Source organism: Streptomyces bambusae (assembly GCF_019400985.1).
GTDB lineage: Bacteria > Actinomycetota > Actinomycetes > Streptomycetales > Streptomycetaceae > Streptomyces > Streptomyces bambusae_A.
In genome coordinates, this window is sequence record NZ_WTFF01000074.1 from 1 (window position 1) to 26,607 (window position 26,607).

Sequence of the window (26,607 nt, forward strand, 5' to 3'; positions counted from 1 at the left end):
CCGCTTCTCCAGCACGTTCACCAGCCGGATTCCGCCGGCGGACGAGGTGACCGGCCTGCTCGCGGCCGCGCGCGAGCTGACCGGTGACGACGACCCGGCCGCCGAGGCGGCTCTCGCACTGGCCGAGGCCGCGGTGGTCGCCGACGCGTTCGGCGCGGTCCAGGGGGCCCCGGACAACACCGCACCGGACACCGTCGCGTGCGCCGAACGGGCCGTCGAACTCGCCGGGCGCGCGGGCGACCCGGTGGCACGGTCCGCCGCCCTCGACGCGCTCTCCGGCGCCCGGAGCTGGGCCGGTGAGAGCTTCGCCGCCGCGGCCGCCGCCCGGGCCCGGATCGACATCCTGACCTCGGCACCGAGCGCACCTGCCCGGACGCACGAGCTGATCGACGCCCTCGCCATGGCCGCCGCGACCGCCGTCGGCACGGGCGAGCTGCCGGCGGCCCGCCGGTGGGGCAGCCGGCTCGCGGACCAGCCGCAGCTCGCCGAGGTGGGCGACCACGCCACGTCCTGGCTGCTCGTCGCGGACGCGTTCGCGGGCCATGCCGACGCGGTGCTCACCAGCAGCGTGCGCTTCCTCGACGCGTGGGAGCAGGCCGGCCGGCAACGGTCGTTCTCACTCGGTCCGGCCGCCGCCTCCGTCGCGATGATCCACGGCCTGCGAGGCGACCACGAGGCCCGGGCGACCTGGCTTACGATCACCGACCGGGCGGGCGGCAAGGAGGACAACCAGCACGGCCACGGCGCCGTCTTCGACGCCATGGTCCTGCTCCACCACGGGGACGCAGACGCGGCCCTGGAGCGCATCGCGCCCGAGCCGGAGCAGGTGTGGAAGTGGGTCTGCTGGGTCTGGCTGCACTGGTACACGGCGCTCCGGGCCGAGGCAGCGGTCCTCGCCGGGCACCCGGACGCCCGGGGCCGGGTCGCCGCCGCGCGGGCCGTGGTCGCCGGGAACCCGGTCGCCACCGCCCTGGTGGACCGGGCGGAGGCCCTGCTCGGCGGCGATCCGCCGCAGGTGCTCGCCACCGCGTCGGCGTTCGAAGCGGCCGGCTGCCGCTACCAGTGGGCGCGCACGCTCCTGCTCGCCGGGGGCGCGCACGCAGCGACCGGCGCGTCCGCACTGGCCGCCCTCGGACTCGCGCCCATGGCAGCCCGGTAGCACCTGACCCCTGACCGGCGTCCCACTCGACGGTGGCGTCGGCCGCTGCCCCTCCGTGACCAGGTCGACCGCACGGCCGCGTGTGCCGGTACGGAACGGAACGCGTCGGGCGGGCGAACTCCGGCACCGGCACGGCCCCTTGGAGGGAGCTCCGTACATCGACGGGGGGCACCTTTCGGATCTTTCACCAATACGGAGTCCGCGGGCCGCCGGATGAGACTTCCCCCACGGGGCCGCGGCTCATTCCAGGAGCCGACGCCACAGACCGAGGGGAACCACCACGATGAGTGGGCAGCTGTACGACGGTATCGGGGAAGCTTTCGAGGGCTTCAAGACCCTGCCGGTCATTCGCTACGCCGAGGTGCCGGGCTTCCTGGCCCTGGTCGGCGACGTCACCGGCAAGTCCGTGCTCGACATCGCCTGCGGGACCGGTTTCTACAGCCGCGAGCTGAAGCGCCGCGGCGCCTCACGCGTCTTCGGCTTCGACATCTCCGGCGCGATGATCGACGCGGGCAGGGCGGGCGAGCAGGCGGAGCCTCTCGGCGTCGAGTACGAGGTCGCCGACACCGCCACCCTGCGTACCTTCGACGAGCCGTTCGACGTCGCGATCGCCGTGCAGGCGTTCAACTACGCCGGCGACGTCGCGGAGATCGAGCAGATGATGCGGAACATCCGGCGCAGCCTCACCCCTGGCGCCTCGTTCTTCCTCTTCGTGCAGAACCCGGACTACGACTTCGGCGGCCCGTCGCTGGCGAAGTACGGGTTCCTGTGCGAATCGACGGGCAAGGACAACGAGATCGGCCGGGGGATCCGGCTCACGGCCCTGCTGGAGCCGCCCGTCTCGTTCGAGGCCACCGTGCCGTCCAGGGAGACGTACGAGAAGACGCTGACGGCGGCCGGGTTCTCCGCGATCGAGTGGGTCCGGCTGGACGTCTCCGAGGCCGGCGTGCAGGAGTTCGGCCAGGAGTTCTGGGAGGACTACGACGCGAACCGGCCGCTGACCATGATCCGCTGTACCGCCTGAGCAGTCCGCTCCGCGGCTCGCCCGGCCCTTCGGACGGGCCGGGCGAGCCCCGCGGCCGTACGCGGCGGCGGCCGGTCCGCGGACCGGCACCGGTCAAGGTCTGACGCCCGCCCCCGGCTCGGCGCGGCTGTCGCCGGCACCGCCGTCGCCGTCCGGGACCGGGACGGGATCCGCGTCGGGATCCGCCTCGGGAACCGCGTCGGGATCCGTGGCCGGAGACTGGTCCCCGGCATGCGCCGGGAGGCGGCGTACGGCCGGGACGAACAGCAGGGCGAGCGAGGCGGGGACGGCGACGAGCGTCATGGCGAAGAGGGTGGGGCGCGTGCCCAGGGACTGGGAGACCGGGCCGACGAGCGCCAGGCCGAGCGGCATCAGTCCCGACGACAGCAGGTGGTCGTAGGAACTCACGCGGGACAGGGCCTCCTCGGGCACGTGGGTCTGGAGGGCGGTCTCCCACAGGACGAAGAACAGGGAGACGGCGACGCCGGTGACGGCTTCGAGGGCGGCGACCAGCGCCAGGGATCCCCCCGAGCCGATGATCACGGCCTGGCAGGAAGCCAGGGCCAGGGCTGCGGCGGCCAGGGCCAGCGGGCGCCCGACCCGGAGCCGGTAGGCGCACAGGTCGCCGACGACGGAGCCGATGCCGAAGGCCGCGACCACCACCGACCAGCCGGCCGCGCCGCCCCACTCGTGGCCGGCCAGCACCGGTCCCAGCACGAACACCGACGGCAGGACGACGACGTGGTAGACGGCCATGGCGGCCATGCCCGACCACACCCACGTCCGGCTCCGTACGTGCCGCCAGCCCGCGCGCAGTTCGCCGAGGAACGTGCCTCCGCCGGCGGCCCGTACGGTGCCGGGCCCGGTCCCGCGGGGTGTGAGCCGGGCCAGGAAGGCGGCGCTGACGGCGAAGGTCAGGGCGTCGAGGGCGAGGGCGCCGCCGGGCCCGGCGAGCGCGACCAGGCCGCCGGCCACGGCCGGGCCGAGCACGAGGCCGGACGACTGGACGAACCCGCGCAGGGCGTTGGCCTCCCGCAGCCGGTCGGGGCCGACGACCAGCGGCATCAGTCCGGTGGAGGCGGGCATGAAGAACGCGTCCGCCGTGCCGAACACGGCCATCAGCACGACCAGGTGGGGGACCCGGGCGACGCCGGCGAGCAGGAGCGCGGCCATGAGCCCCTGCACGGCGAACCGCACCAGGTCGGAGACGAGCATGATGCGGTGCCGCGGGAAGCGGTCTGCCCACACGCCGCCCGCGAGTGTGAACAGCAGCATCGGCAGGAGTCCGGCGGCGGCCACGAGGCCGACATCGGACGCGGAACCGCCCACCGAGAGCACGGCGAAGGGCATCGCCACGAACGACACGCGGTCGCCGAGCACCGACAGGGACTGCCCTGCGAACAGGCGGGCGAACTGGGGCTCGTCACGCAGCACGGCAGGGACCACGGCAAGGACCGAGGACTTCACGGGAGACCGATCAGGAAGGGGACGGCGGGTGCAGCGCCCGATGGTAGGCAGTACGGGTTTCGCCGTCATCCGAATTCTCCGCGGGGCCGGGATCAGGGCGGTCTACCCGCCCCGGTTCCCGACGGCCGCTGCAGCGGTCCGGAGCAGGGTGAGGACGGTCTGGACGGCGGCGCGTGCCGTGCGCTCGGGGCGGTGCAGGGCGTCGATGCGCCGGCGTGAGTGGACGCCGGTCAGGGGCCTGAGGGTCACGTTCGGGTGCGGGCGGGCGGTCCAGCGCGGCATCAGGGCGATCCCACCCCCGGCGGCGACGAGCTCGGCGGCGACGGTGAACTCGTTGATGCGGTGGGCCAGGTGCAGGCGCCGGCCGGCCGCGGCGGCGATGGCCTCGATGGTGGCCATCAGCGGGAAGCCGTCGTGGGTGGTGATCCACGGCTCGTGTGCCACGTCGGCGGCGGTCAACTCGGGCTTGGCGGCCAGGGGATGGCCGGCGGGCAGCGCGACGTCGAGCGGCTCGTGCAGCAGGGGCGTCACGGTCACGGAGGGCGGCCACGGCGGGGCGTGGTCGAGCCGGTGGGCGAGGACGACGTCGTACGAGCGGGTCAGACGCGGGAAGTCGGCCTGGGAGACGTCCTCGTCGGCGAGCGCGAGCCGAGGTGAGCCCGGCGAGGCCAGGGCGCTCAGCAGGCGGGGGCCGAAGAACGCGGCGGCGCTGTGGAACGCGGCCACCGAGACCGTGCCGCCGCTCTGGCCGAGGAACTCGTCGACGGTGCGGCGGGCCCGCGCCAGCGCGGTCTCGACCTCGACCGCGGCCCCGGCCAGCGCCCGTCCGGCCGGGGTGAGCACGAGCCGTCTGCCGTCGCGCTCGGTCAGGGGGACCGGGATCGCGCGCTGGAGCAGGCGCAACTGCTGTGAGACCGCCGACGGCGTGACCCGCAGCGCCTCGGCCGCAGCCGTGACGCTGCCCAGTTCGCCCAGCTCGCGCAGGACCCTCAGCTGTCTCTCGTCCATCCGCACACTGTAGTGGCACTAAAAGATCGTTTAAGAAGTTGGCTCTTGGCTTCAACATGCTGGTCGGGCACGGTGGACCGCATGCCCGACACCCGCCGCACCGATCTGGTGCTCCTGCTCGTCGCCCTCGTCTGGGGTTCCAGCTACCTCACGGCGAAGAACGCCACCGAGGCCGTCCCGGTCCTGGTGGTGCTCTTCGTCCGCTATCTGATCTCGGCGCTGGCGGTCGTCCCGCTCGTCCTGGCGGCGGCCCGCCGCGGGCGCCACCGGTGGACCCGGGAAGAGGTGCGGATCGGGTCGGTCCTGGGCGTGACCCAGGCCGCGGTCCTGGTGCTGGAGACGTACGGGGTGACGCGCACCAGCGCGGCGAACGCGGGGCTGCTGATCAGCCTGACCCTGGTGATCACTCCGCTGCTCGACCGCACGGGCGGCCGGGGCAGGGTGCCGCCGCGCTTCTACCTCGCCGCGGGGATGTGCGTCGGGGCGGTCGGCCTGCTCACCGCCGGCCACGGGCTGCGTGCTCCCGGGGCGGGCGATGCGCTGATCCTCACCGCGGCCGTGGTCCGGGCCGGTCACGTGGTGCTCGTGGGCCGGCTCACTGCGGGCAGTCCCGTCCGCGCGTTGCAGCTGACGTCAGTACAGATGGCCGTCGGAGCGGGGCTGTGCCTCGTGCCCGCCGCCGGGGGCCTGCCGAGCCTGGCCCAGGCGTCGGCCGGCACCTGGAGCCGGCTCGTCTACCTGGCCCTGTTCTGCAGCGTGTTCGCGTTCCTCGCCCAGACCTGGGCGATCCAGCGCACGTCGGCGGGGCGGGCGAGCCTCCTGCTGGGTACCGAGCCGGTGTGGGCGGCCGCCATCGGCATCGGCCTGGCCGGCGAGCACTTCACCCTCTTCACCGCCCTCGGCGCAGCACTCATGGTCGCCGGCACGTACTGGGGCCAGTCCATCGAACGCGCCCACCGCACCGCCCCTGCCGCCGTGGAACCGGCCGACACCCACCCGTCGACACCGCTGAGCAGCACGCCGACCTGAGCCGTCCGGGCGGCACGGGTGGCGGCAGACGTGGTCACGGGCGACCGTGCGGGCGTGTGCCTGTCGCGCAGGTACTCACGCGCGGGTGAGGACGTACTGATAGGCGACCCCGTGAAACGTGATGCCGCCGGTCAGCTCGGTGACCCGGGTCGTGGCTCCGCCACATCCGGCCGTGGCGAGTGTCGGACCGGTACGGGCCTCGTTGATCGACGGGAATTCGGTGACGAGGGATGCCGGAGTGCTCGGCATCGTCGAAGACCACCGGCGAGTTGATGAAGACGACGTGTTCGCGGGTGATCGCGAAGTCGTGCATGAGGGACGGTCCGGAGCCGTCGACGACCTCGGACCTGACGATCGCGCCGGAGGCGTCGGCCACGTAGTACGTCAGGAACGGCGCGAAGGGGCTGTAGCCGAAAAAGTGCACTTCGCCGGTCTGCGGGTCCTCCTTCGGGTGTGCGGTCATCGAACCGGTGAGTTTGCCGCCGAAGTCGTCGACGCCGATCGTGTCGAGGTCGGCGCTGGCCTCCCAGGGCATATTGGTTTGTCACGGGGTCGGACGTCGACGATGATCACCTCATGACGACCAGAAAGGGCCATGCCGTCTAGGCGCCGCCCCGCTCCGCTCTCCACCGCTCGCGCGCCGCCGACCGCCGCTCACCGCAGCGCCCGATGACCGTGACCGCCCACTCAGGAGAGCCCGCCCGTGCAGAAGACCGCCCTCATTCCCTACGCCCACCTCCCCCGAGCGCACCATGACCGCCACGTCCTGACCAGTACCGTGGACGTCTTCGGCGCCGCCCACTGGCTGCTTGCCGAAAGCGCTCCGCAGCCCGCTGGCGATGTCCTGCCCTTCGACGCGCTGGTCGTCTCCGTCCATCCGGGCGGCAACGTGGAACTCACCGAGCTGAGCGCCGTGCGGGCCCGCTGGCCGCGCCTGGACCGCCTGCCCGACGGTGGGTTCGTCGTCGCCGCCTCACGCGCCCGCCGGTACGAGGACACGGACCAGGTCCAGGTCTTCGACGCGCTCGGCCGCGAGACCTCGTCCTTCTCCGTCGGGGACGCCATCGAGCACCTGCTCGTGGACGAGGCCGGCCATATCTGGGTCGGGCACTTCGACGAGAACCCGGCCGGAATCCGCCGCTGGAGCGCCACGGGCCGGCTCGCCTGGACGTCGGACGGCGCCCGCATCCCCGGTCTCTTCGACTGCTACGCCCTCAACGTGGCGGGCACCACCGCCTGGGCGTGCCCGTACACGGACTTCCCGCTCGTCGAGATACGCCCCGACCACCCCGACCGCCCCGTGAGGGTATGGGCGAACCGCATACGGGGTGCCCATGCGGTGGCCGTCCACGGCGAGCGGGTCGCCTTCTACGGTGGCTACGGCAAGGAGCGGAACCGGCTCGCCCACGGAGAGCTCACCGAAACGTCCGTCGAGCCGACGGACGTCGGCCTGCTCACCCTGCCCGACGGCCCTGCCCCCGGCCGCCGGCGGGTCGTCGCCCGAGGAAGCAGGATCTACGTCCAGGCCGAGCCGTTCACCGTGTGGGGCGTGTTCGACCTCAGCAGCTGATGCACAGCACTGGCTGGACCATTGCGACCGGTCGCCGACATATCGATCACCGGTCCCCGTCCACCCGCCCCCTGGCAGGCAGGTCCACGGCCTGACGGCACAAGCTCGACCGGCTGTACCGAGCAGTCAGCGGCTTGCGGCCGTCGTGATCCGCTCGAGGACCTCCTCGTACAGGGACCGCTTGTCGGGGCGGGCGTGGGCGGCGGCATGTCTGAGGGCGGGTATCACCGGCCCGCCCATGTCGATGAGCCCCTTGGTCACGGCCGTACGGACGGCGGGGTGGGAGTGCTCCAGCATCCCGGTCAGGGCGGGGATTGCGGGGGTCCAGTTCGCGTGGCAGAGAGTCAGGATCGCTGTGCGCACCAGGTCCGGCTGGGGGTCGTCCAGCAGGATCGACGTGTGGTGCAGGTAGGTCTGCCGGTCCAGCATGACCCGCGAGGTCCGGTGGGCGTGCAGGCGGACCTTGGGTCTGGGGTGACGCAGCAGCTCACCGATCAGGTCCCGGAGCCCGGGGTCCGGGTCCGGCTCCGGGCCCCTGTGCCCCTCGGCGAGTTGTGCGAGTGCTCGGCGTATCCGCAGCGGGTCGCCGGTACGGGCCTCGTCCACGAGCTGCTGCCGGGAGGGGGGTTGTGCCGCTGCCGCCGCCGCGTACGGGGCACGGTCGCGGAGCGCTGCCAGGACGGTCGCGTCCTGCCGTGCGGCCTCCGGGCGGCGCAGCGGACCCTCGACGAGGAGCAGCCCGTCAGCAAGGTCGTCGCGCCCTTCGGCACGCAGCCGCCGGCAGGTCCGCGTCAGCGCGGGGGTGCGCAGCAGGGGACGCCCACGGAGCAGGTCGAGGAACCCCCACGCACCGGCGTCGAGGCGGTCTGCGAGGCGTTGCGCCAGCACGTCCGCGGGGAACCGGCGCAGCGCCCGCCCGGCCGCGGAGCTACTGGACGGGGAGTCGTGCTCCCACCATTCCAGCAGGAGCGGCACGAGTGGTTCCATGTCCCAGGGATCGAGCCGACTCGCCACGAGAGCGACCCGGTCGTGGCGGACGTCGTCCGCGCGGAGTTCCGTCCCGCCGATGGCGTACAGCGTGCGAGCCAGGTCGACACCGACGGGTACGTCGATGCGGCCTCGCAGAAACGCCCGGAGCACGGGAATCCTGGCCTCCGGCTCGGGCCACTCCAGGAGCGCCAGAGCCGCGGTGCGACGGTGCTCCGGCACGGACGCCTGCAGCATGGCCAGCAGGCGCTCCCGCAGGGCGGTCGAGCGGGGCTGGTCGAGGTCGTCGACGTGCACGGTCCGCGGTGGCGGCGTCGGCGCGTGGGCGGTCTCGGCGATGGTCCAGGGCGGTGCGTCGAGCGGCTGGAGGTCCGTCATCCAGTCGATGAGGGCGGCACGGATCTCGGCGCCGGCCGAGGAGTAGACATCGATCAGTGCTCTCAGCCGGTCGCGGGAGCCCGCGACGGCCTCGTACGGCGGCCTGCACAGTCGGCGGAACTGCTCCAAGGCGCTCGGCGTGCGCACCGCGGCATGCAGTGCGGCGCGCCACGCCGCGGTCCGGGCATCGGCATCGGCATCCGCATGGGCATCGGCATCGGCCGGTGACGTGGCCGCAGGGGACTGCGGGACGCCGAACGCGTCCCGCAGCACAGCGGTCTCGGCCTGCAGGGGGTCGGCTTCCAGCCGGGCCGAAGCGAGTGCCTGATCGAGGTCGGCACGGACCAGCACTGCGCCGAGGCCGCGGAGCAGCGCCAGTACGGGCCGGCCCCCGGGTGCCGGGGGCAGCGCGCGGACCGCGTCGACGACCGCCGGCTTCTCGACCGCCGGCAGTGTCGGCGCGACCGCTTCGAGTACCGCGAAGAGATCGCGCCGGTCCCCGGCCGAGGCCTCGGCGAGCCCGTCGAGCAGAACATCGGTGAACCGGGCGAAGGCCGCCAGTTCCCCGGTCGTCCACGGTGCGGGGCAGAGCCGGAGGACGACCCTCAGTACCCGCGCCCGGGCGGCGGGTTCGCAGCCGGCCAGGCGGAGCCAGTCCGGCAGCATGGGCCGTAGGCCCCGGAGCCGGGTGGCGTCCGGCAGCTCGTGCCTTGCGGCAATGCGGAGCGCGACCGACGGGTTCCAGCCCTTCGCCGACAGCGCCCCGACGTCCAGGTCGGCCGCGATGTCCGCCGCCTGCCCCCGGCCTTCGGCCGGCGTGATCCCGTGCTCGGCCATGGCCGTCGACAGCTCCTCGACCGTCCCGGAGGCCAGGCGGACTCGGCCGGTCGCGACCAGGGCGAGCAGGGGCGCTGCGACCGGTGAAGCCTGGTGGTCCAGCGCGAGCACCGAGCGCGCCGGCAGTGTGCCGTCGAGGCCTTCCAGCAGCAGGTCGCGGGCGCGGCCGGCCTCGACGTGTTCGGCGGCGGCCAGGACGGTCGCCGCGTAGGCGTCGCCGAGGATGGCGCGCAGGGCCTCGGTGAGCGAGCCGCGCAGGCCTGGATTGTCGTGACGCCCGAGCCAGAAGAGCAGCGTCGGTACCGCCGCGGGCGTGCCCGCTCGGGCCAGGACCCCGGCGGCGGTCTTCTTGATGTTCATGTTCGGATGGTCGAGGCATGCGGCGATCGCGGTGGCGGCCCAGCGGGCCTCCGCGTGCCCGAGTGCGAGCAGCGCCTGCCGGACGGTCTGGACGTCCTGGGCGGTGGTCAGCGCGATCAGGGTCGCCGACAATGCCTGCGCATCGTCCCCGGTGGCGTCACGCGCGAGCAACGCGATCACGTGCTTGCGCACGTGCCGGTCCCGGTGGCGCAGCAGGCGGTGCACCCGCGCGCGGGTGCCGGCGTAGGGGGCCCGGAGCAGGAGTTCGAGCAGGATCGTCTGCTCAGCGGCGGCCAGTCCGGGCCGGTCCAGGAGGTTCAGGGCCGTGGTCGCGACGAGGGCGTGTCCGGCCTCCTCGGCGGTCGCCGCGTCCAGCAGGCAGGACGGCCTGATCCGTCTCCGCCCGTGGAGGCGGCGGCCCAGACCGTGTACGGCGTCCAGGACCTCCTGAGGCACCACGGGCTCCGCGGCCTCCCGGGACACCACCAGGTCGGCCACGATGTGCAGGAGCAGGTCCTCGATGACCGGCAGCGTACCGGCGCCGCCGTGGGTGGCCAGCCTGCACAGTGCCGCCACCGGCTCGTCCGGGTCCAGATGGGAACTCAGGAGAGCCAGTTCCCGCTCGTCGGGACCGCCGAGATCGGCTGCGATACGAGTCGGAAGGTCGGCGGGATCGAGACGGACGAGGACGGCACGTCGCTGGGCCGGATCCTGGGTCAGATGCCACAGCACCTCAAGGGCGCGGTTCCGTACCGGGCGGAGATGCGGCACGATCACGCGCGCGCTCTCCTCGACGGCGAGGCCGAGCCCTTCCCTCAACGCCGTCGCCGTCCGGTGCCCGCCGATGGCTTCCAGTGCGTCCAGGGCCGCTGCGGGAACGGACGGCAGGAGGGCGATCACGGCGTCCTCGGCCTCCGTATGGCGCAATGCCCGGATGGCGTCGAGGAACGGCCCCGGCGCGGGAGCCGAAGGAAGGACCCGTGTGATCACGTCCCCGATCGGCAGGTCCCCGGCCCCCTGTCCGGCGAGGGCGACCAGCAGCGCGAGCCGCCGCCGCCAGCTCGGATCGTCGGCGGCCGCATCCACCAGCACGCGGAACGCCTCCTGTCGACAGGTGTACAGGATCGTCGCGACCTCGTGGGGAGGTATCGAGTGATCAGCCAGCGCCAGACCGATGACGGACAGCACGTCGTGCGGATCGTCCAGGAACTGCCCACGCCGATGGAGCCCGCGCAGGCATGTCACCGCCGGCCCGCCGAACAGCAAGGGGTCCCGTACGGCGATGGCCGTCACCCCACCGATGTCACCCCGGTCGGCCAGGTCACCGAGCAGTTCCATGCCGCGCCGACGAAGACCGGGCGGCAGGTCCGGACCGTCGACGACCTGCCGCAGCAGGCCCCGGTGCCCGTGGCGGGCGGCGGCCGTGAGTGCGGCACGGGCCACCTCGGGCCGTGCGGTCACCGCGTCGGCGGTGAGGAAGAATGGCAGGAGCTCAGCTCGCAGGGGATCCAACACCGCCCAGGGCAGGGCGAGTTCATCCAGCACAGCGGCGACGACATCCGCGCTGTCGGCACCGAGTAGCCCGACCAGGCACGCGCGAACCCGTGCGGGAGCCAGCAGACCGGCGTGCAGCCCCTGCCTGGCCAGTCGCAGCGCCGCGGCCTGCAACACCGCATCACCGCTGTCCACCAGCTCGTTCACGAGTGGCTCGATCCGGTGGACGCAGGTGACCGCCACGTCCCGCACGGCCTGGTACAGGAGTTCGCCCCGAGGTTCCTCCCGGATCACGGCCGGCTCGTTGAGGAGCTCCGCGCGCAGCCAGGCGATCCGCACCGGTACCGGAAGCCCGGCCGTACGCCACGACGGCCAGGGGCGCCCCTGGAGATGCGGCCCCAGTCGTTCGTAGAGTCCCGCCAGGACGAGTGCCGCCTCCGGCGTTCCCTCCACAGACACCGGCAGCAGCTGGGCGAGCTCGGCCATCTCGGCCTCGACGCCCGTCGGGCCCGACGTGACGCGCTCGGCCAGGAGGACCAACCCCAGGTGCCGCAGACGGGGATCGTCGTGCCCGATGAGGCGTCCGAAAACGGCCGGGAGGCAGAGCCGTGCGTCGAGGTGGCCGGCCAACCAGCCGACGTCGGCCCGTCGCACCGCATCCAGAAAGGGCTTGTCCTCCGGCATCGTCACCGTCGGATGCTAACGGGATACGCCCCGCCCCGCCGCCGATGTGCCGCCGCGCGTAGGGTGGTGGCATGACGGGGAGTGAGGCCACCGGGTACGACTGTTTGTCGTCCCGCATGGTCGTGAAGGGGGCGTTGCGGGCGTTCCTGCTGGACTGTTTCGAGATTCCTGAGAGTCAGTTGTTCGTGGGCCATGACGATCGGGTCGGCGAGGAGTTGGAGGAGGTCCCGGAGGACGCTGTGTTCTCCGTCTTCTGTACGTACCGGGAGGTCTGCGGCCACTTCACGATGTCTTTCAGCGTCGGTGTCGAGGGCTGGTTGGCCGACCGGGTCGGGCGACAGGAGTTCGCCGAGCGGTTCGCCGCCCACTTCGGTGTGTACGTGCTGTACGGCGACACCGAACCGCCGGGGCTGTGGACGGTGATCCTCGAGGACGGCAGCCGCCTCCGGGTCGCGATGGACGAGGAGGACGACCGGTACGAGCTCTGGGCGGCCACGGCAGCGGTGCCGGGCCTGCCCGGGATCCGGGTGGACGAGGGGCTGTGGCGGCGAGGGTAGCCCCCGGCGGTGGTGCGGCACCGGATTGCGGTGGCGGATGCGTCAGAGCAGGCCGGCCGCGCACCGGGCGACCGCTCTTTGGGAGGGCCGGGCGGAGGCGGCATGCCGGGCGTCCACGGGCCCTCGCGTACCGTGGCCCTGACTGGCCCGCGATGCCCGGCCAGCTGGTCCTGCTGCCAAAGACCGGGGCCGGCCTGCGCACGTTCCTCCCGCAGGTCGGCCGGGTCGCCTCCACCATCTACCAGGCCGTGGAGGCCAACGCCGCGCGGATCAGCGCGGAGGCCACCGGCCGTTGGGCGGATATGCTCCGCACGACGATGCCGGAGGGTCTGGTCCGCGATGCGATCCTCGCCTCCCCGGCCTGGCCGGACACGGCCACGCAGATGGCCGCCCTCGACCAGCAGGGCGTAGACGTCGCCTGTCCGCCGCGCACGGCGCCGGCGTCGACTGAGCCATGGCTGCCCTTCCCGCGAGGCAGGGCGGCCCGCAGCCGGCTGTCCCGTTCGTGGTCTTGACCCTCGACAAGGACAGCCCCGAGGAGACGAGTTGATCACGGAGTACCAACAGAGGCTGCGCGAACGCTACATCGCCGCCACCGTCATGCCGGCCCCGGAGCCGTGGCAGCCGGTGCTGGACCGCAGGACCCCCATCGGAGGCCTGCTCGGTATTGGCTTCGCCGTCCATCCCGACAGCGGGCACGACCTCGTCATGGTCGTGTCCACCGACGGCCATGGACTCTTCGACGCGGTAACCGGCGAGAAGGTCGCCCGCGATCGGGACCCAGACCCCGACACCAGCACTCCGGACGCGTCGCCGGAGCTCACCTGCCCGGGGCTCGGCCCGATCGAGGGTACGCCGGTGCGTATCGCCGGGCTCTTCGGCGCCGGTCTGCACAGCACCACACCAGACGGCTGGACCCTGGACGTCGTCAGCCCCGAGTGGCCCACCGGCGTCGGAGGCGGCTCTGCCGACGAGGCGGGCGGCGCCGACAGTGAGCAGGAAGGGCTGAAGGCCCCCCGCAATACTCCGGCAGGCTCGGCACTTTCATCGCCGAGCTCCTCCCCTCCCACGAAGCCCGCGCCCGCAGCCGAGCCGACGCCGCTCCCCTCCGCAGCGCCCTTCATGACCGAACGCGCATGGACACGCGCACTCCAGCGCATCGAAGCAGCCGAGCTGCCCTTCAGAGGGCCTCCTTGGACATCTGGGACCAGCACGACGCCCCAGCAGCCCTCCAACGCCTGCACCCCAAGTCGCATGCCGCGATCGCCGCACGCGAGGACCTCGACTTCCACGACGCAGAGGCGCCGTTGACCGGGCCGCTGGCAGAAGCCGAGTGGGTGCTGCGTACGCTCAAGGGCAGCGACCACACCACCATGCAGCTGGCCACCCACCCCGGGCAGACGATCGTCGACGACAAGCGTTACGTCTCCAAGCATCTGGACGCCTTCAGGGCAAAGCTTGGCCTGACACTGCGGCCCAGCTACCGCAACCGCGAGCCACTTCACATACTTCTTCGGCGTGCGCCGCGACGGGGACACCGTCACACTCGTGCGGTGGTCGAGCTACTGGGACGCCCCGCCCATGGAGGCATGGAAGCTGTACTGAGCCGAGCGGTGGCCTGCCTCCGCGTCACCGAGGGGACAGGGCCCCGGGAAAGACCGCGGGCGGCCGTTCATCGTCACGATCGGCTGTGAGCGGAAGGGAGCGCTGCCGGCGCTCAACACCTTCGGGGGAGTCAGGCGGATCGGCGGCGTCGGTAGTAGGCGTAGGTGAGGGCGAGCACGATCGGGCCCCACAGCATCACCGGGCTGATGCACACGCGTGCCAGGAGCATCCACCAGCCGTTGCTGAAGGCGACCTCCTGAAAGCCCAGCAGACCGAACCAGGCAAGGGGCATGGTGTCCCACATCACGACCAGGCCCAGTCCGCCCAAGGCCGCCGGAATGATCGCGGCGAGCAACGCGACCCGCCGACCACCGATCAGCGGCACCCAGTCCGGAACCTGCTCACCCCACCCGCTGACCAGGCCGGTACAGAGCAGTGCCAGAGCCTCGGTGAGCACGCTCAGCCCGAACACGTAGGCGGGGGCCCACCAGGGCATAGGCGATGCCGACGGATCTACGATTCCCATCGAGAAGTCGAAGGCGAACGGCAGCCGCCACAGGCAGTGCGGCAGGACGACGAACGGAAGGGCCTTCGCGGACCGGAGCGCCCAACGCGGAACCGGTCGGTCGGTGTCGCCCAGAGCAAGGTTGATCGGCATGACTCCAACGTCGCCGAACCTCCGACGACAGGGCGTCGGCCATGCGGACGATCACGATCCCCCACACGGGGGAGCCAACTGTTGATCGCAGCGGGGGACGATGGTCGCAAAGACTCGGAGTCCCGTTCAGAGATCATTTACGGGACACCCCTTGGGCGGGCCCGGTGCCTGCGCCAGGTCCGCCTACGCCCACGCCCACGCTCTCGATCGCGACTCGACTCGACTCGACTCGCGACTGCTCCTATCCAATGAGGGCCTCGGTAATCTGGCGGGTGGTCTGCTCGGCGACTCGGGGGTTGACGGCGGCGTGGCAGGTGTAGGCGTTCAGGCCGGTGGTCAGGGCCCAGCCGCGGCCCCGCAACCAGGTGGCGTCGTCCACGCCGAGCACGGTGCGGAAGACGGCCCGGCTGTCGGGCGACATCAGGGTGAAGGCGATGGTCAGGTCGCAGGCCGGGTCGCCGCATCGCGCTCTCCCCGGCACACGGCAGCGACGCCGAACAGCCCGGCCGGCTCCTGGCCCTCGTCCTCGACGCAGCGACCGCCCGGCCGAACGGCGACGACCCGGCGACGACGCAGGCGGCGACCGCCGGACGCACCCGGGCCAGGTGGAGACCGCCTAGCTGCTCCTGCCGCGCCGGCTGGCTCGGCGGAGATCCGGTGCGCGAGCCCCGGCCCCCGGCCGGCCCCAACCACCCGGACACGGACGCGCCCCACCCGCCCCTGGAAGCCGGGGAGCGGGGGATCCCCGCGCATCCCGCTGCGCCACGACCTACCGTGCGGTCATCGCCTCCACGGCTCTCCCGCCCGCGCCTCGTACTACGACGGCGTCGTGGTCCACCAGCAGGCGGCAATGCCCGAGCAGCTCCTCATCGCCCTCCCCACCCCTACGACGGGCCAGGTGGCCCCACTGATTTGCCGCCAACTTGAAGTGCCAGGTCGAATGGCCGGTGTGATCGACTCCCGGGGTACTCACGCCGGTCACGGGCGGCTGTCTGTGGAGTTGATCAGCCGGTGTCCGGGTTCCCTGGAAGTCCTACGGCGACTTGCTTCCCTCCCCGGATCTGCTGGTGTTCCGGGCAAGCTGTCGACGAACGCGTTGTCAGAGGCCGCGCCTAGGGTGGCTGACAAGATCACCGGCAGGATGTGCCGAGGGTTGTCAGAGCGATTGTCGGGGTTGGCATGTCTTGGTGGAACAGGAGGCCCGGGACGCGGGCCAACTGGGTACTCGAGCCGTTGGTCGGTGTGGGGCCGTTGCGGTTCGGGATGAATTCCGACCAGGTGGCGACGGCGCTCGACGGGGCAGTCGCCTACGTCTCGCAGGGCCTGGGCAGCGGGATCGGCTGGGGCTGTTACAGCGATTGGGGTGTCACTGCGGTATACGGAGAGGATTCCGGTCTGGTCGCGCTGGCGATCGACGCGATGGACGGGCCTCTGGTGCGGTTGCGGGACGTTGAGCTGATCGCTCGCGTGCCGTCAGACGTGCGCTCCGATATCCACGACCTCGCACGCCGGGAGGGGGCTTCGGTGCGGGTGAACTGGAGTGGCGATCCCGAAGTGGAGGCGTGGGGGGTTTCCATGGGTGCCGCTCTGGAACTGGGGTTGTCGCCTGAGGGGTACGTGGAGCGGCAGGACACAATGATCACTAATGCCCTGTTCGTCGGCCCCGAGCTGGCCGCGGATCCTTATGGGGCCGAGCCCGTCATCCGGAGGTGGGATGTTCGCGAGCGGGATCCGAATGCGGGAGCGTGGCCGGTGAAGGCCGAGCAGGACCGGCTGCGCTGGGATTGGACACCGCTGGAGAGCATCGGGCCGCTCAGGTTCGGCATGTGCCCGTCCCAGGTCGCGGCCGCGCTGAACGAGGAGCCAGCCGCTCGTCATGGCCGGTACCCCTATGGAGAGCCGTGGGAAGGCCCCGGCGAGTGGATCCTGCACGACGACCGCTTCGATACGGCCGGTGTGACCGCGCACTACTCCTGCGGACGTGGCCGGCCTCCTGTTCTGGGTGCCGTCACTGTTCACGGCCGCACCGGCCCGCAGGTCGAGTTTGACGGCATTCGGCTGATCGGCATGCCGGTCTCCGCTGTCGACGCGGCCTTGACCCAGCACATCGAAGACAGCGAAAGGGGCCTGGTCATCGGCTGCGGCGGAGACCTGGGACCGGACGGTCTCAACATGTACGTACGCGCCACCAGGGCCGGCGACACCGTCGTCAGCGAAGCGCGGTTCTGCAGAGCGGAGTGGGAAGACCACGGCTGACGTACGGGACGGCCTTCCGGTTCCCGCTTGCCGTGGCGGGCGGCCTGACGGTGATGCTGATCCCGCACCGCGACCCGGGCGTGGAGGAAGACTCGTTCCCGTGGGACTACCACCGCCTCACCGCCGCCGTGCGGCAGGCCGCCGGACCGGTCATGGGCCGCGAGGTCGGCGAAGCGGTGGGGGGTGGGGTGAACGTCAGCCTGAAGGCCAAGCTGGAACCGCTACGCAGCAAGCAGGTCAGACCCGTCGATCGCGGCTGGCTCCGCAAACTGCCCGACGGCCGGTTCACCACCCGCCTGTGACCAGCAGCGCCGCCACTCACTCCACCGCATCGGCCGCATCCGATAGGCCCCGCTCCTGTGCCGCTGGCCCAGGCACAACACGAGGCGTCCGTCGACAGGCTGGACCTCCTGCTCTCCCTCCCCCCGGACTCAGGACGGAGCCGACCGGACCATCATCCACGTGCGTCAGGGGGAACCGCCCGACCTGCGCAACCGTCGGTTACGGATGTGACTGAAGTGACGCCCACGCTGCCTGCCGACCACCGCGAACTGATCTCCGACCTGTCCGGGATCGTCAGTGACTACCCCTATGCAGATCCCGAATCGACCCTCGCCGCCCTCGCCCACGACGCGGCGGAGGCGCTCTGCCGCGAGGCCACCGCGGAGAGCCGACGGGAACGGACCGGGTACACGATCCTCCTGCATGCCACCTGTTGGTACGTCTGCGCACGCATCTTCAGCAAGTCCCTGTTCGCGTCGTACACAGGGGCCCTGGACGGGTTCCGTGCGCAGTTGGACCGGGCCTCCTGCACCTGCCCCGCCGGCGCCCACCCCGCGGAGCTGGACCCGGAGTACGAGGTCGAGGCCGGGGTGAGCATGCTGACCGAGGCCGGACGCGCCGCATTCGCCGAGGACTACGGTCTGGACAGGGCGGAGTCGGCGGCGTTCGACTGCGAGGGGTTCCTCGCGGCCGTCGCCGATGAGGCCCTGGGCCGCTTGCACGAGGCGCACCAGAAGCTCTTCGGCGGCATCGACGTCTCCCATCTGGACGCGCAGTTCGTCCGGGACGACGGCCGCCTCGACATCGTCGCCATGCAGGACGCGATCCGCCGGAGCTGGGAGGACAACACAGGCCCGGTCGCCCTGTGGTCCGCCCGCCGCTGGCTCACCGGGCAGATGCGGGACGAGGAGCGGATCGGCGTGTTCCTCTGCCTGTGGATGGGCATCGCCCAGTCCTACGGGGGCCTGCCGCCCTCGTACGCGCGCGACCTCGCCGCCGCGATGGCCACCATCGACCTGGACGTCTCCTGCGAGCATCCGCAGCACCCCTGGTCAACCGCCGACTCCACCGTGCAGTCCCGGTACCGCGCGGTGGTCCACCTGTACGCGCCGGACGACCACCCCGACACCCCGGTGCCCGCCGAGTTCTCGGCCCGCGAGCTGTGGGAGTGCCCGGTGCAGTACGCCCAGTTGGCGCGGGAGGCGTTGGAAGACCTTGCCGGATGGCGCACCATGCGCGGCGGCGACGAGGAGGACTGGGAGGCCTGAGCGGTACGGGGCAGCTTCGGTGCGCGTCCTGCTCCCGGACCAGACGGCCCCGGCCCCGCACCCCGTGGCCGCCGGGGCACGGCGGCCGCGCCCGGGGCGTGGCCTCGGCATCATCCGGCACCCTGCCCGACCCGGGCACGATCCGCGCCGCAGGGGTACCGGTACCGGACCTGAGCAGCGGCAAGCGTGTGCCCGACGAGGCCGGGCGCACGCAGTCCTGCATGACGGAGCTCCCCGCGCGGTCGCCCTGCGGGGGAGGGGGTCCCGTGGCCGGGCGGTTCGGGTTCCGGTAGGCCTGAGTACAGGTACTCAGGCCCACTGCGGCCCGGTCCGGGCATAATCGGCCGTCCGTGTGTCCGAACGAGACGGGGAGTCCGCCGTGAAGTGTCAGAGCTGGTCCGCCGCCGCGATCGCGGCGGTTCTCACGGTGGGCTCGCTCGGCCTCACCGGCTGCGGAACGGTGACGGCGACCGGGGAGAGCGGCCAAGCCTCCGCGCGGGCGGCGGACGTACAGGCATCGGTGTCCGCCGGCGCCGAGGCAGGCGGGCAGCAGCACGACCGGCAGTTCCCGGAGATCGCCGCGCGCTGCCGCAACCTCGCAGCCGGACCCTCGCCCTCCGGGACGACGGCACCCGCCGACCCGCGCCCCACCGACTCCGAAGCGGCCAAGTACGCCGAGAACCATGCCTTCAAGACGAAGGCCCGGCTCACCCCGGAGCAGACCTGCGTCGGCCGCGCGCACGCCGAGCGGATCACGAAGGAACTGACAGGGCCCGGCAAGCGGCTGCCCGCCGACCAAGCCGCACTCGCCGCAACCCTCCAGGCCCTCGGGTATCCCACCGGCGCCTCAGAGGTCTACGGATCGGGCGGGGTGCTCGGCTTCGCGTTCGCCGTTCCCGGCACCGGACCGTGCGTCACCGGCCGTCTGGGCACTCCCGTGAAGGTCGAGACGCACGGGGCCTACATGGAGGGCGGCTGCCTGGAACCACGCGGGGGACATTGACCACGACGCAACGACGTCGTCGCGGCGGCACCGTCACACGCAGCCGAGACGTTCGGCAGTCAGCAGTCAGCAGTCAGCAGTCAGCAGTCAGCAGCCGGCAGCCGGCAGCCGGCAGCCGGTGAGCGGCGGCAGGCGCCGGACGGATCGAGGAGAAGGCTCTCGCGAGCTGTTCGAGCAAGGGTGCAGCGGAGGGATGGGGGGCTCGACGCGGTGTGATCGTGTAGATGCCGCGGGTCGGAGGATCCACGAGGCCGACCGTGGTGACGTCGGTCCGCAGTGCGCACCTGAGCACTCCGGGTGCGAGCGCGATGGCGTGCCCCGTCGCGACCAGGGCCAGTTTGCCGGGCAGATCGGCAGCGGCGAGGTCGATGCGGGCGGTGACTCCGGCGCGGGCGGCGTGCTGGCGCAGGAGCGCCGCCGAGCCGTCATTGTCCTCGACCCAGGTGTGCTCTGCCAGCGCCTGAATGCGCACCGGGCCGCGCCCGGCCTGCGGATGGCCGGCGGGCAGTACGACGACCATCTCGTCCAGCCCGAGGAACCGGCGTTCCACCCGCGGGTCATGAGGCAGGCCCGGCGGAGCGTCGGTGACGGCCGCGACATCGAGATCGCCTGCGATCACGCGGTTGTGCAGTTGTGCACTCAGGCCGGGGAGCAGGCTCCACCGGATGGAGCCGTCCTGTTCCAACAGCCTCCGGATGGCCTCGGGGACGATCCCCGCGGCGAGGGACGGTGTCGCACCGACGGTCAGCGGCCGGCTGGACGCCCCGGCGTGAGCGTCTCGTGCGGCGCGAACGGCGCGGTCGGCTTCGTTGAGCGTGGCCAAGGCGTGGCGCAGGAACACCTCGCCGGCCGGCGTCGGGCGCACACCACGCGCATGGCGCTCCATGAGGGGCACGCCGAGCTGCCGCTCCAGCCCGGCGATCTGCCGGGAGACGGCCGACTGCGTGTGGTTGAGCTCGGCTGCCGCCGCCGAGAGCGACCCGAGTCTGCACACCGCCGCGAAAGTTCGCCACACAGTCAGATCCATGGCGGCAGTATGCCCGGCCGCTATGCACGTCCCGCATGGCGGGTATGCGAAATCTGCGCTTGTCGCAACCATCGACGTGAACCACGCTGACATGCATGACCACACCGCACACGATCGCCGTCCTCGGTCTGGGGCGCATGGGCGGCGCGATCGCTGCACGACTGACTGCCCAGGACTGGGACGTTGTCGGCTGGACGCGCTCCGGGCGCACGTCAGGCGCCGTCAAGACGGCCGGTGACCCGTACGAAGCCGTCGCCAAGGCCGACATCGTGCTCCTCGCCCTGTTCGACGGCCCGGCCTGCCGCCAGGTCCTCGACGACGTCCGTGAAGCGCTGAGACCGGACACGATCGTGCTGAACACCAGCACCATCGCCCCTGCCGAGGCAGCGGGGCTGGCCCGGCAACTCGGCTCGGCCTACGTCCATGCGCCCGTGCTCGGCTCCGTGCCCGCTGCCGCCGCCGGCGCCCTGCAGATCCTTGCCGCCGCAGACCAGGACGCACTCGATCGTGTCCGGCCGGTCCTGGAAACCCTGGGTACCGTCCGGCGCGTGGGCGACGCCTCCACCGCCGCCGCGTTCAAGCTGATCGCCAACAACGGTCTCGCCGGCGCCGTCCTCGCGCTGCGTGACTCACTACGGCAGGCGGACGCCCTCGGCCTGCCCCGTGCCCAGGTGCTGGACGTCCTCGAACTGGGCCAGCTCGGCGGGCTCGTGGCCCGCAAACGACGCTTCCTCCTCGGCGAGCCGCCCGCCGGGCCGGCCGAATTCACGATCGGTGCGTTGGCCAAGGACATGGCTCTGCTCGCCGCCGCGTCGGACATTCCCTCGCCGAGCGCGGCCGACCTGGCCGACACCCCTGCCGACCCCGGGGCCGACATCGCCGTTGCCGCCACCGTCCCCGCCGTGGAGGACGCCGTGCTCGAACCGCTCCGCGCCTACATCCGCGGACACGCCACCGGCGACCCCGCCCACTTCCGCGAAGCGTTCCTGCCCACCGCCCACATCGAAGGGATCCGGGCCGGCGCGTTCGTCTCGTGGCGCCTGGAGGAGTACTGCGCCCTCTTCCGGGGCCGGCCGGCCCCGGACGAACGAACCCGCTTCCGCCGCATCGACTCGGTCGATGTCCACGGCACCGCCGCGACCGCGACCATGACGCTCCGGCACGGCGCAGACACGTTCACCGACGTCTTCCTGCTGATCCGCGCCGGCGACGGCTGGCGCATTGCGAACAAGGCCTATCACCGCCATGACTGAGAGGAACGCCCCTGGCGGCATCCGCCGGTCCCCACCGGCAGCGGACGCGCTCAGGTCCTGCGCAGCCGAAGGTGACTTGGAACTGCTTGATCGATGCCGTCAGCCCACGGAGCAGGGGGATTCTGTGCTCATTCCCCGGCGGGGATATGCAGGTTGAGGCCAGGACGGCCCTTGCGAACTACCGCGGTGCGTCCGGTTGCAGGGGAGTCGAGCCGATGTCGGTGCGTCGAGCACCGGACGGCTGCAACGAAGCGAGGAGGCTGACAGGGAGCCGAAGCTACTCGGGACGGGTGGTGTAGAGCTCGTCCTCGTCCCACGGGCCGATGATGGCGTCCTCATGCACCCTGCCCGGGTGCCCTGCAGGCAGCACACACCCGGCCTCGTACCCCTCGTCGTCGAAGAACTGCGCCCAGGCTCCACACGTCTGCTCCGCCACGATGCTGCTCCCTCCGCTGCGTCTGCTCCCCAGGAGGCTACCTTCGGAGCCTCAAGGATCTACGCGCGCTGGTCCGCCGACCCGACTGTGCGTCACTCCGGGGAGCGGGCCACGCCTCCCGCGGCGAGAGATCCCCCCGCCAGCCGCTTCACACTCCGTACCAGCCGAAGGCCCCGGTTTGTTCGGGCCAGTCGGAGCACTGGTGCAAGGCCACGACTGCGGTGAGCAACCGGGGTTCGAGGCTCTTGAAACGGTCCGACGTAGCCGCACCTGCGGAAGTGCTGTACACGTTCATGCGGGGCGGACCGTTGTCGGTGACCGCCCTCTCGGTCCGGGAGGTACGGTGCCTGCGCACCCGCCACGGGATGACCCTGCGCGCTGCACCGGGCTGCTGAACGCACCTGGCCCGGGCCGGCCACCACTGGACCCGCCCCGGCGGCGGTCACCCGATCTTCTCCTACTGACCAGGACGCGAACGGGCGACGTCGTAGCACGGCCCGGGAGTGCAGTGACCGGCCCCGGCTGCGGAGGTGCCGATCCGCCGGCCTTCCGTCAGGGCTGCCGGCTTGGTGGGTCGTCCTCGTCGGTGAGGAAGTGGACGTGGTGCAGTTCGGCAGGGGCCAGGGGGCCGAGATCGACAAGGTCGGAGTCGAGTCGGACCTCTCGCCAGAACTCCGCTTCGGTCGATGCGCTCCCGAGGACCATCCACGGCGCGCCGAACTTCGTCCCCGCCACCCATACCCCGAGCTGTCGACGGCCCGAGCCGAGGAGGTCCTCTCCGACCGGTTCCTCCTGCATCTCGGCGACCAGGCTCGATGTGTGCCGGTGCGGACAGTCGGGCTGCAAGCGCGACTGCTCCCACCAGGTGCGAAGACGTTCCGTTGCTGCGTCAGCGACACCGTCGGCGGCGTCCAACGCCCCTTGGTCGGCGTTCGAGGCGGCGGGCCGGACGACACGCACCAGCAGCTCGTGCCCGCAAGGCCGGTAGCTGAAGAGCCTGAAGATCTTGGTCTGGACGCTCACGGGGCCATTGTGCCGCCCACACGGCGGCCACTCCTCTGCGGCCATCCCTCCGTCGTCGGCCCACCAACCAACAGGTCCACCTGCCCGGCCGCCACCACCGTGCGGGCCGACTCCACGCGGCCGGTTACCCCTCCCGGTACGGTCTTTCACCTGAACGGATTCAGATCCGGCTGTCGGCGGGCTCTGAGCAGGCTGGAAAAACTCTCCCGAACCTGTCACGTCCTCGTGCGCCCGTTCGTCAGTGCTGTGAAGACACCGACCAAGGAGAGCAGCCATGACGAACACCTCCACCGCCTCCACCGCCTCCACCGCGTCCGCCGTCTCGATCTCCCGGATGCCCGACCCGGCCGAGTTCGTGCCCGAGCTGAACGACATCAGTGCCGCTCTCTTCCGCGCCACCGGCAACCGCTCGGTGCCGCGCACCACGATGAGCCTCGTCCACCTGCGCGCCGGTCAGATCGTCCGCAACACCTACCTGACCGTCCTGAACACCGGCTTCCTGCGCAAGGCGGGGGAGTCCGAGGAGCGCATCACCGCTGTCTCGTCCTGGCAGGACGCCCCGTTCTTCAGCGACGCCGAACGCGCCGCCCTCGCCCTCGTGGAGGCCACCCTTCAGCCGGCCCCGCACGGCCAGGAGCGCGTTTCCGACGAGCTGTACGCCGAGGTGGCCAAGCACTACGACGAGAAGGCGCTGGTCACCCTCACCATCGCGATCGGCCAGATCAACTTCTTCATCGCCCTGGCCGTGATCGGCAAGCCCCAGCCGGTGGCTTCCCTTGCCTACCGGCAGTGGGACTGACTTCGGTCCGCGCAGAGCGATGGGCGGTGCTCCGCCACGCCCCCCCATTGCCGGTGGGCCGGCTGCGGACGATGGGTCCAGGCATGTTCGAGCCGCACACCTGGGCAGTCGAACTGCCGGCGGGAAGAACTCGCCGGCGCGGGCGCGGGGCGCCACTACCCGGGGTCGACTGGAGGCCCGATGAGTACGCCGGCTGAGTAGTCGTGCCCAGGCGCGAGCGCTGCCCCAGATACTGGCTGCCGGACGAACGGGGGGACGGAGAGGCAGTGGGACGACACCCGTCGAGGCTCGAGACAGGGACGGGATCCGATTTGTACGGCGCGCTCCTGGTCGGCGCGATGACCCGGGCACTCGGCGAGAGCGCCGCCCGCAGAGCCATCGGCTACGCCGCCCCGGTCGGCGAGCAGCACGAGACCGTGGAGCGCGTGATGAGAGCCGTCCGGGCGGGCGAGACCGTCGTACGCTGAGCAGGACGGTTCAGCGCACGACGCCCGTTCGCTGCTCGCGCGGCCCGCTACGGCCCGGCCGACCGCGCGAGTACGCCAAGTGCGAGCTGCGGCCCTCCGCCGTGCGACGCACCGCACTGGACGCCGCGAACCGGATGACCTTTCCGGCCAGAGCACTGGATGAAGCCGGCGGGCATGTGCGGCGTGAGGTTGCCGAGGATCTTGCGCAGCCATGGGCCGCGGACAGCCGGCAGCCGAACCGGAGTGTGCCGGAACGCGCCCGGGGGCGCCCCGGAACAGGTGACGTGCAGCGCCGTCTCGACCGAGCCGTGGAAGTACGTCGCCGCGATATCTGCACGTCCGTCGCCGTTGGTGTCCGCGGCCGTGAACCTGGCGGCCGAGGCGTGCCAGCCGCTGGGCGAACGCCAGCCGGCCAGCGGACCGTTGAACGTGCCGTCCTGCCTTGCCGGTGAAGGCGTACGTGCCGACCTGACCGCTGCCGTGGTCGCTGACGACCGCGACGTCGTCCATCAGCTCCGGCGAAGCAGTCGCTGCGACCGCATCTCATGCACGATCACGATCACACCACGGGCCGTCAGGCACCAGGGAGCAGAGCACGGTCAGCAAACTCGGTGGCTCAACCGGGTCCGTCAGCGAGTCCAGGTCCGACCACGCGATCCAGGCATGCGTGTCCAGGGCGGCCTGCTCGTCGGCGAGCAAGCCGGTCCGCACCAGGGATGGTTGCTCGTCCGCAAACCGAGCGACGAAGAAGTGCTCCGTCCCGGTGTACCGCTTGCCGTTCCACTGCACGTCACGGTCGACAAGCACCGACCGGTCAAGGACGGCGGCCGGGTCGAGTCCGGTTTCCTCTGCCAGTTCACGTCGAGCCGCAGTCAGCGGCGTCTCCCCGGGCTCGATGCCGCCACCAGGTGGCTCCCAGAGCCATGTCCCGTCGAACGGGTCCCGCCAGCGCAGAAGTAGCAGGCGGTGGGCAGCGTCCAGGCAGATGACCCGGGCGGCGGGCCGGTGCGTTGTTTCCACCGTCCTGACGGTATGCGGTGCTCGAAAGGACGATCAAGGCCTGCGCTCGGCCCGAGCGGTTCGGTCCGAACGGTTCGGTCCGGGCGGACCGTCCACGGAGGCCCCCGGTGGCAGGCCACCACTCCCGAACGCACCGACCGGTCGGCCCGTCGCAAACGGCGGCGTCGACGACCTCATGGGAGGCCTCGGCACACAGCGGCACCAGACGTCGCGGGGCCTGGCCGACAAGGTCCGAACGTTGCGCCCCACCCAGCGCGTCAGGTTGGCCTGTTTGCGGCTTGGCCGGTGTGCCGATCCGAGCCGGTGGCACGGATCGGCCACCACGCGGCGCGGGTTCCGGTAGAACCCGCTTCCGCACCGAGTTTCGCCGACTCGAGAGGACCCCCCATGCATCTGAGTCGTACGCACCACCGCCACGCGGTGGGCGCCGCCGTGTGCGCTCTGCTGTTCGCGCTGACGGCCGGGCCCGGCGGAGCGCAGGCACTCGCGCTCTCCTCGGCCGGTGCCGGCGCGCGGGACACGAGCGCCGCGTGCCGGTCGTCCGCGCCCCGGCTGGACCGCACGGACGAAGGGTCCCGCTGCCTGTCCGTCTCCCTGCGCCTGTCCGAGGTGCCCGCCCTGGGCGGTACCGCCCGGATCGACATCGAGGTCGGCACCGCCGGCCGGGACACGGGCGTGCGCCTCGACGTCCAACTGCCCGCGGGCCTGGAGTGGGTGACGGCGCCCGCCGGTCTCCACACCGCCACGCACCCCTCCCTCACCCCGGCGCATGGCGGCCGCGTGCATCGCGCCGAGGGCGCCGGCCGGACCGGCCACGACCGCCCTTGGCGGCTCAGCGGAAGCGTCCGAGCCGTGGCCCAGGGCCCGGCCGGCATCCGGGCCACCGCGACCTCCACCGGCGACGCCGAAGAGACCGACAGCGACTTCGTGTTCCTGACCGTCGGAGTCCGGCAGTC

The 26,607-nt window shown here is 71.9% G+C and carries 21 protein-coding genes and 5 pseudogenes; 16 read left to right on the top strand and 10 right to left on the bottom strand.

The window, feature by feature from the left end:
• Both GPJ59_RS13060 and GPJ59_RS13065 read left to right on the top strand, forming a co-directional pair.
• Nucleotides 1-1,159, top strand: a pseudogene (locus GPJ59_RS13060) (ATPase); the annotation flags it as partial.
• Between the two features lie 283 nt (nucleotides 1,160-1,442).
• Nucleotides 1,443-2,183 (top strand): class I SAM-dependent methyltransferase, encoded by a 741-nt coding sequence (locus tag GPJ59_RS13065; protein WP_219667260.1) that lies wholly within the window; start codon nucleotides 1,443-1,445, stop codon nucleotides 2,181-2,183.
• A 93-nt stretch (nucleotides 2,184-2,276) separates the two neighbouring features.
• Here the strand turns inward: GPJ59_RS13065 and GPJ59_RS13070 are convergent, their stop codons facing one another.
• Nucleotides 2,277-3,617, bottom strand: coding sequence for an MFS transporter (locus GPJ59_RS13070; protein ID WP_219667261.1), 1,341 nt, complete (start codon nucleotides 3,615-3,617; stop codon nucleotides 2,277-2,279).
• Between the two features lie 135 nt (nucleotides 3,618-3,752).
• On the bottom strand, nucleotides 3,753-4,658 hold the full coding sequence (locus tag GPJ59_RS13075) for a LysR family transcriptional regulator (RefSeq protein ID WP_219667262.1): 906 nt from the start codon (nucleotides 4,656-4,658) through the stop codon (nucleotides 3,753-3,755).
• Nucleotides 4,659-4,739: 81 nt separating this feature from the next.
• On the opposite strand from GPJ59_RS13075, the gene GPJ59_RS13080 reads away from it, so the two are divergent.
• The gene (locus tag GPJ59_RS13080) at nucleotides 4,740-5,687 is read left to right on the top strand and encodes a DMT family transporter (RefSeq protein ID WP_219667263.1); all 948 of its coding nucleotides are present in this window, start codon (nucleotides 4,740-4,742) and stop codon (nucleotides 5,685-5,687) included.
• 34 nt (nucleotides 5,688-5,721) lie between these two features.
• Here GPJ59_RS13080 and GPJ59_RS13085 read toward each other — a convergent pair whose 3' ends face one another.
• Nucleotides 5,722-6,222 (bottom strand): carotenoid oxygenase family protein, encoded by a 501-nt coding sequence (locus tag GPJ59_RS13085; RefSeq protein WP_219667264.1) that lies wholly within the window; start codon nucleotides 6,220-6,222, stop codon nucleotides 5,722-5,724.
• Between the two features lie 168 nt (nucleotides 6,223-6,390).
• On the opposite strand from GPJ59_RS13085, the gene GPJ59_RS13090 reads away from it, so the two are divergent.
• Nucleotides 6,391-7,257 carry a hypothetical protein gene (locus GPJ59_RS13090; protein WP_219667265.1) on the top strand — a complete coding sequence of 289 codons (867 nt, stop codon included), beginning with the start codon at nucleotides 6,391-6,393 and terminating at the stop codon, nucleotides 7,255-7,257.
• A gap of 126 nt (nucleotides 7,258-7,383) precedes the next feature.
• Here the strand turns inward: GPJ59_RS13090 and GPJ59_RS13095 are convergent, their stop codons facing one another.
• Nucleotides 7,384-11,997, bottom strand: coding sequence for a HEAT repeat domain-containing protein (locus tag GPJ59_RS13095; RefSeq protein ID WP_258024323.1), 4,614 nt, complete (start codon nucleotides 11,995-11,997; stop codon nucleotides 7,384-7,386).
• A 71-nt stretch (nucleotides 11,998-12,068) separates the two neighbouring features.
• Here GPJ59_RS13095 and GPJ59_RS13100 point away from each other — a divergent pair, with 71 nt between their 5' ends.
• The 4 genes and pseudogenes from GPJ59_RS13100 to GPJ59_RS39045 all read left to right on the top strand — a co-directional run.
• On the top strand, nucleotides 12,069-12,554 hold the full coding sequence (locus GPJ59_RS13100) for a hypothetical protein (protein ID WP_219667267.1): 486 nt from the start codon (nucleotides 12,069-12,071) through the stop codon (nucleotides 12,552-12,554).
• A 152-nt stretch (nucleotides 12,555-12,706) separates the two neighbouring features.
• Entirely contained in the window at nucleotides 12,707-13,069 is a 363-nt protein-coding gene (locus GPJ59_RS13105) for a hypothetical protein (protein ID WP_219667268.1), read from the top strand.
• 31 nt (nucleotides 13,070-13,100) lie between these two features.
• Nucleotides 13,101-13,625: pseudogene (locus tag GPJ59_RS13110) on the top strand (hypothetical protein); the annotation flags it as partial.
• Nucleotides 13,626-13,933: 308 nt separating this feature from the next.
• Nucleotides 13,934-14,041 (top strand): annotated as a pseudogene (locus GPJ59_RS39045) (IS982 family transposase); the annotation flags it as partial.
• Nucleotides 14,042-14,289: 248 nt separating this feature from the next.
• Here the strand turns inward: GPJ59_RS39045 and GPJ59_RS13115 are convergent.
• Together GPJ59_RS13115 and GPJ59_RS13120 are read right to left on the bottom strand one after the other, a co-directional pair.
• Nucleotides 14,290-14,817, bottom strand: coding sequence for a hypothetical protein (locus tag GPJ59_RS13115; RefSeq protein WP_219667269.1), 528 nt, complete (start codon nucleotides 14,815-14,817; stop codon nucleotides 14,290-14,292).
• 241 nt (nucleotides 14,818-15,058) lie between these two features.
• A pseudogene (locus tag GPJ59_RS13120) lies at nucleotides 15,059-15,277 on the bottom strand (phosphotransferase); the annotation flags it as partial.
• Between the two features lie 803 nt (nucleotides 15,278-16,080).
• On the opposite strand from GPJ59_RS13120, the gene GPJ59_RS13125 reads away from it, so the two are divergent.
• The 4 genes from GPJ59_RS13125 to GPJ59_RS13140 all read left to right on the top strand — a co-directional run bounded on the left by GPJ59_RS13125 (nucleotide 16,081) and on the right by GPJ59_RS13140 (nucleotide 19,626).
• Nucleotides 16,081-17,073: a hypothetical protein gene (locus GPJ59_RS13125; protein ID WP_219667270.1), complete on the top strand. Its 993-nt coding sequence runs from the start codon at nucleotides 16,081-16,083 to the stop codon at nucleotides 17,071-17,073.
• Nucleotides 17,055-17,375, top strand: coding sequence for a hypothetical protein (locus GPJ59_RS13130; RefSeq protein WP_308120271.1), 321 nt, complete (start codon nucleotides 17,055-17,057; stop codon nucleotides 17,373-17,375). Before GPJ59_RS13125 ends, GPJ59_RS13130 begins: the two co-directional genes overlap by 19 nt.
• Nucleotides 17,376-17,582: 207 nt before the next feature.
• Nucleotides 17,583-18,623, top strand: coding sequence for a hypothetical protein (locus GPJ59_RS13135; RefSeq protein ID WP_308120272.1), 1,041 nt, complete (start codon nucleotides 17,583-17,585; stop codon nucleotides 18,621-18,623).
• A 379-nt stretch (nucleotides 18,624-19,002) separates the two neighbouring features.
• Nucleotides 19,003-19,626, top strand: coding sequence for a hypothetical protein (locus GPJ59_RS13140; protein WP_219667271.1), 624 nt, complete (start codon nucleotides 19,003-19,005; stop codon nucleotides 19,624-19,626).
• 73 nt (nucleotides 19,627-19,699) lie between these two features.
• On the opposite strand, the gene GPJ59_RS13145 is transcribed toward GPJ59_RS13140, so the two are convergent.
• The gene (locus GPJ59_RS13145; RefSeq protein ID WP_219667272.1) at nucleotides 19,700-20,653 is read right to left on the bottom strand and encodes a LysR family transcriptional regulator; all 954 of its coding nucleotides are present in this window, start codon (nucleotides 20,651-20,653) and stop codon (nucleotides 19,700-19,702) included.
• 95 nt (nucleotides 20,654-20,748) lie between these two features.
• Here GPJ59_RS13145 and GPJ59_RS13150 point away from each other — a divergent pair, with 95 nt between their 5' ends.
• Nucleotides 20,749-21,906, top strand: a complete 1,158-nt coding sequence (locus GPJ59_RS13150; protein ID WP_219667273.1) for a nuclear transport factor 2 family protein — start codon at nucleotides 20,749-20,751, stop codon at nucleotides 21,904-21,906.
• Between the two features lie 277 nt (nucleotides 21,907-22,183).
• Here GPJ59_RS13150 and GPJ59_RS13155 read toward each other — a convergent pair whose 3' ends face one another.
• A complete protein-coding gene (locus GPJ59_RS13155) occupies nucleotides 22,184-22,342 on the bottom strand; it encodes a hypothetical protein (RefSeq protein ID WP_219667274.1) in 159 nt (52 codons plus the stop codon).
• Between the two features lie 552 nt (nucleotides 22,343-22,894).
• Nucleotides 22,895-23,365 carry a hypothetical protein gene (locus GPJ59_RS13160; protein WP_219667275.1) on the bottom strand — a complete coding sequence of 157 codons (471 nt, stop codon included), beginning with the start codon at nucleotides 23,363-23,365 and terminating at the stop codon, nucleotides 22,895-22,897.
• A 274-nt stretch (nucleotides 23,366-23,639) separates the two neighbouring features.
• On the opposite strand from GPJ59_RS13160, the gene GPJ59_RS13165 reads away from it, so the two are divergent.
• Nucleotides 23,640-24,164, top strand: a complete 525-nt coding sequence (locus GPJ59_RS13165; RefSeq protein WP_219667276.1) for a carboxymuconolactone decarboxylase family protein — start codon at nucleotides 23,640-23,642, stop codon at nucleotides 24,162-24,164.
• 311 nt (nucleotides 24,165-24,475) lie between these two features.
• On the top strand, nucleotides 24,476-24,631 hold the full coding sequence (locus GPJ59_RS13170) for a hypothetical protein (protein WP_258024320.1): 156 nt from the start codon (nucleotides 24,476-24,478) through the stop codon (nucleotides 24,629-24,631).
• Nucleotides 24,632-25,174: 543 nt separating this feature from the next.
• On the opposite strand, the gene GPJ59_RS13175 is transcribed toward GPJ59_RS13170, so the two are convergent.
• The gene (locus GPJ59_RS13175; protein ID WP_219667277.1) at nucleotides 25,175-25,651 is read right to left on the bottom strand and encodes an NUDIX hydrolase; all 477 of its coding nucleotides are present in this window, start codon (nucleotides 25,649-25,651) and stop codon (nucleotides 25,175-25,177) included.
• Nucleotides 25,652-26,038: 387 nt separating this feature from the next.
• On the opposite strand from GPJ59_RS13175, the pseudogene GPJ59_RS13180 reads away from it, so the two are divergent.
• Nucleotides 26,039-26,607, top strand: a pseudogene (locus GPJ59_RS13180) (hypothetical protein); the annotation flags it as partial.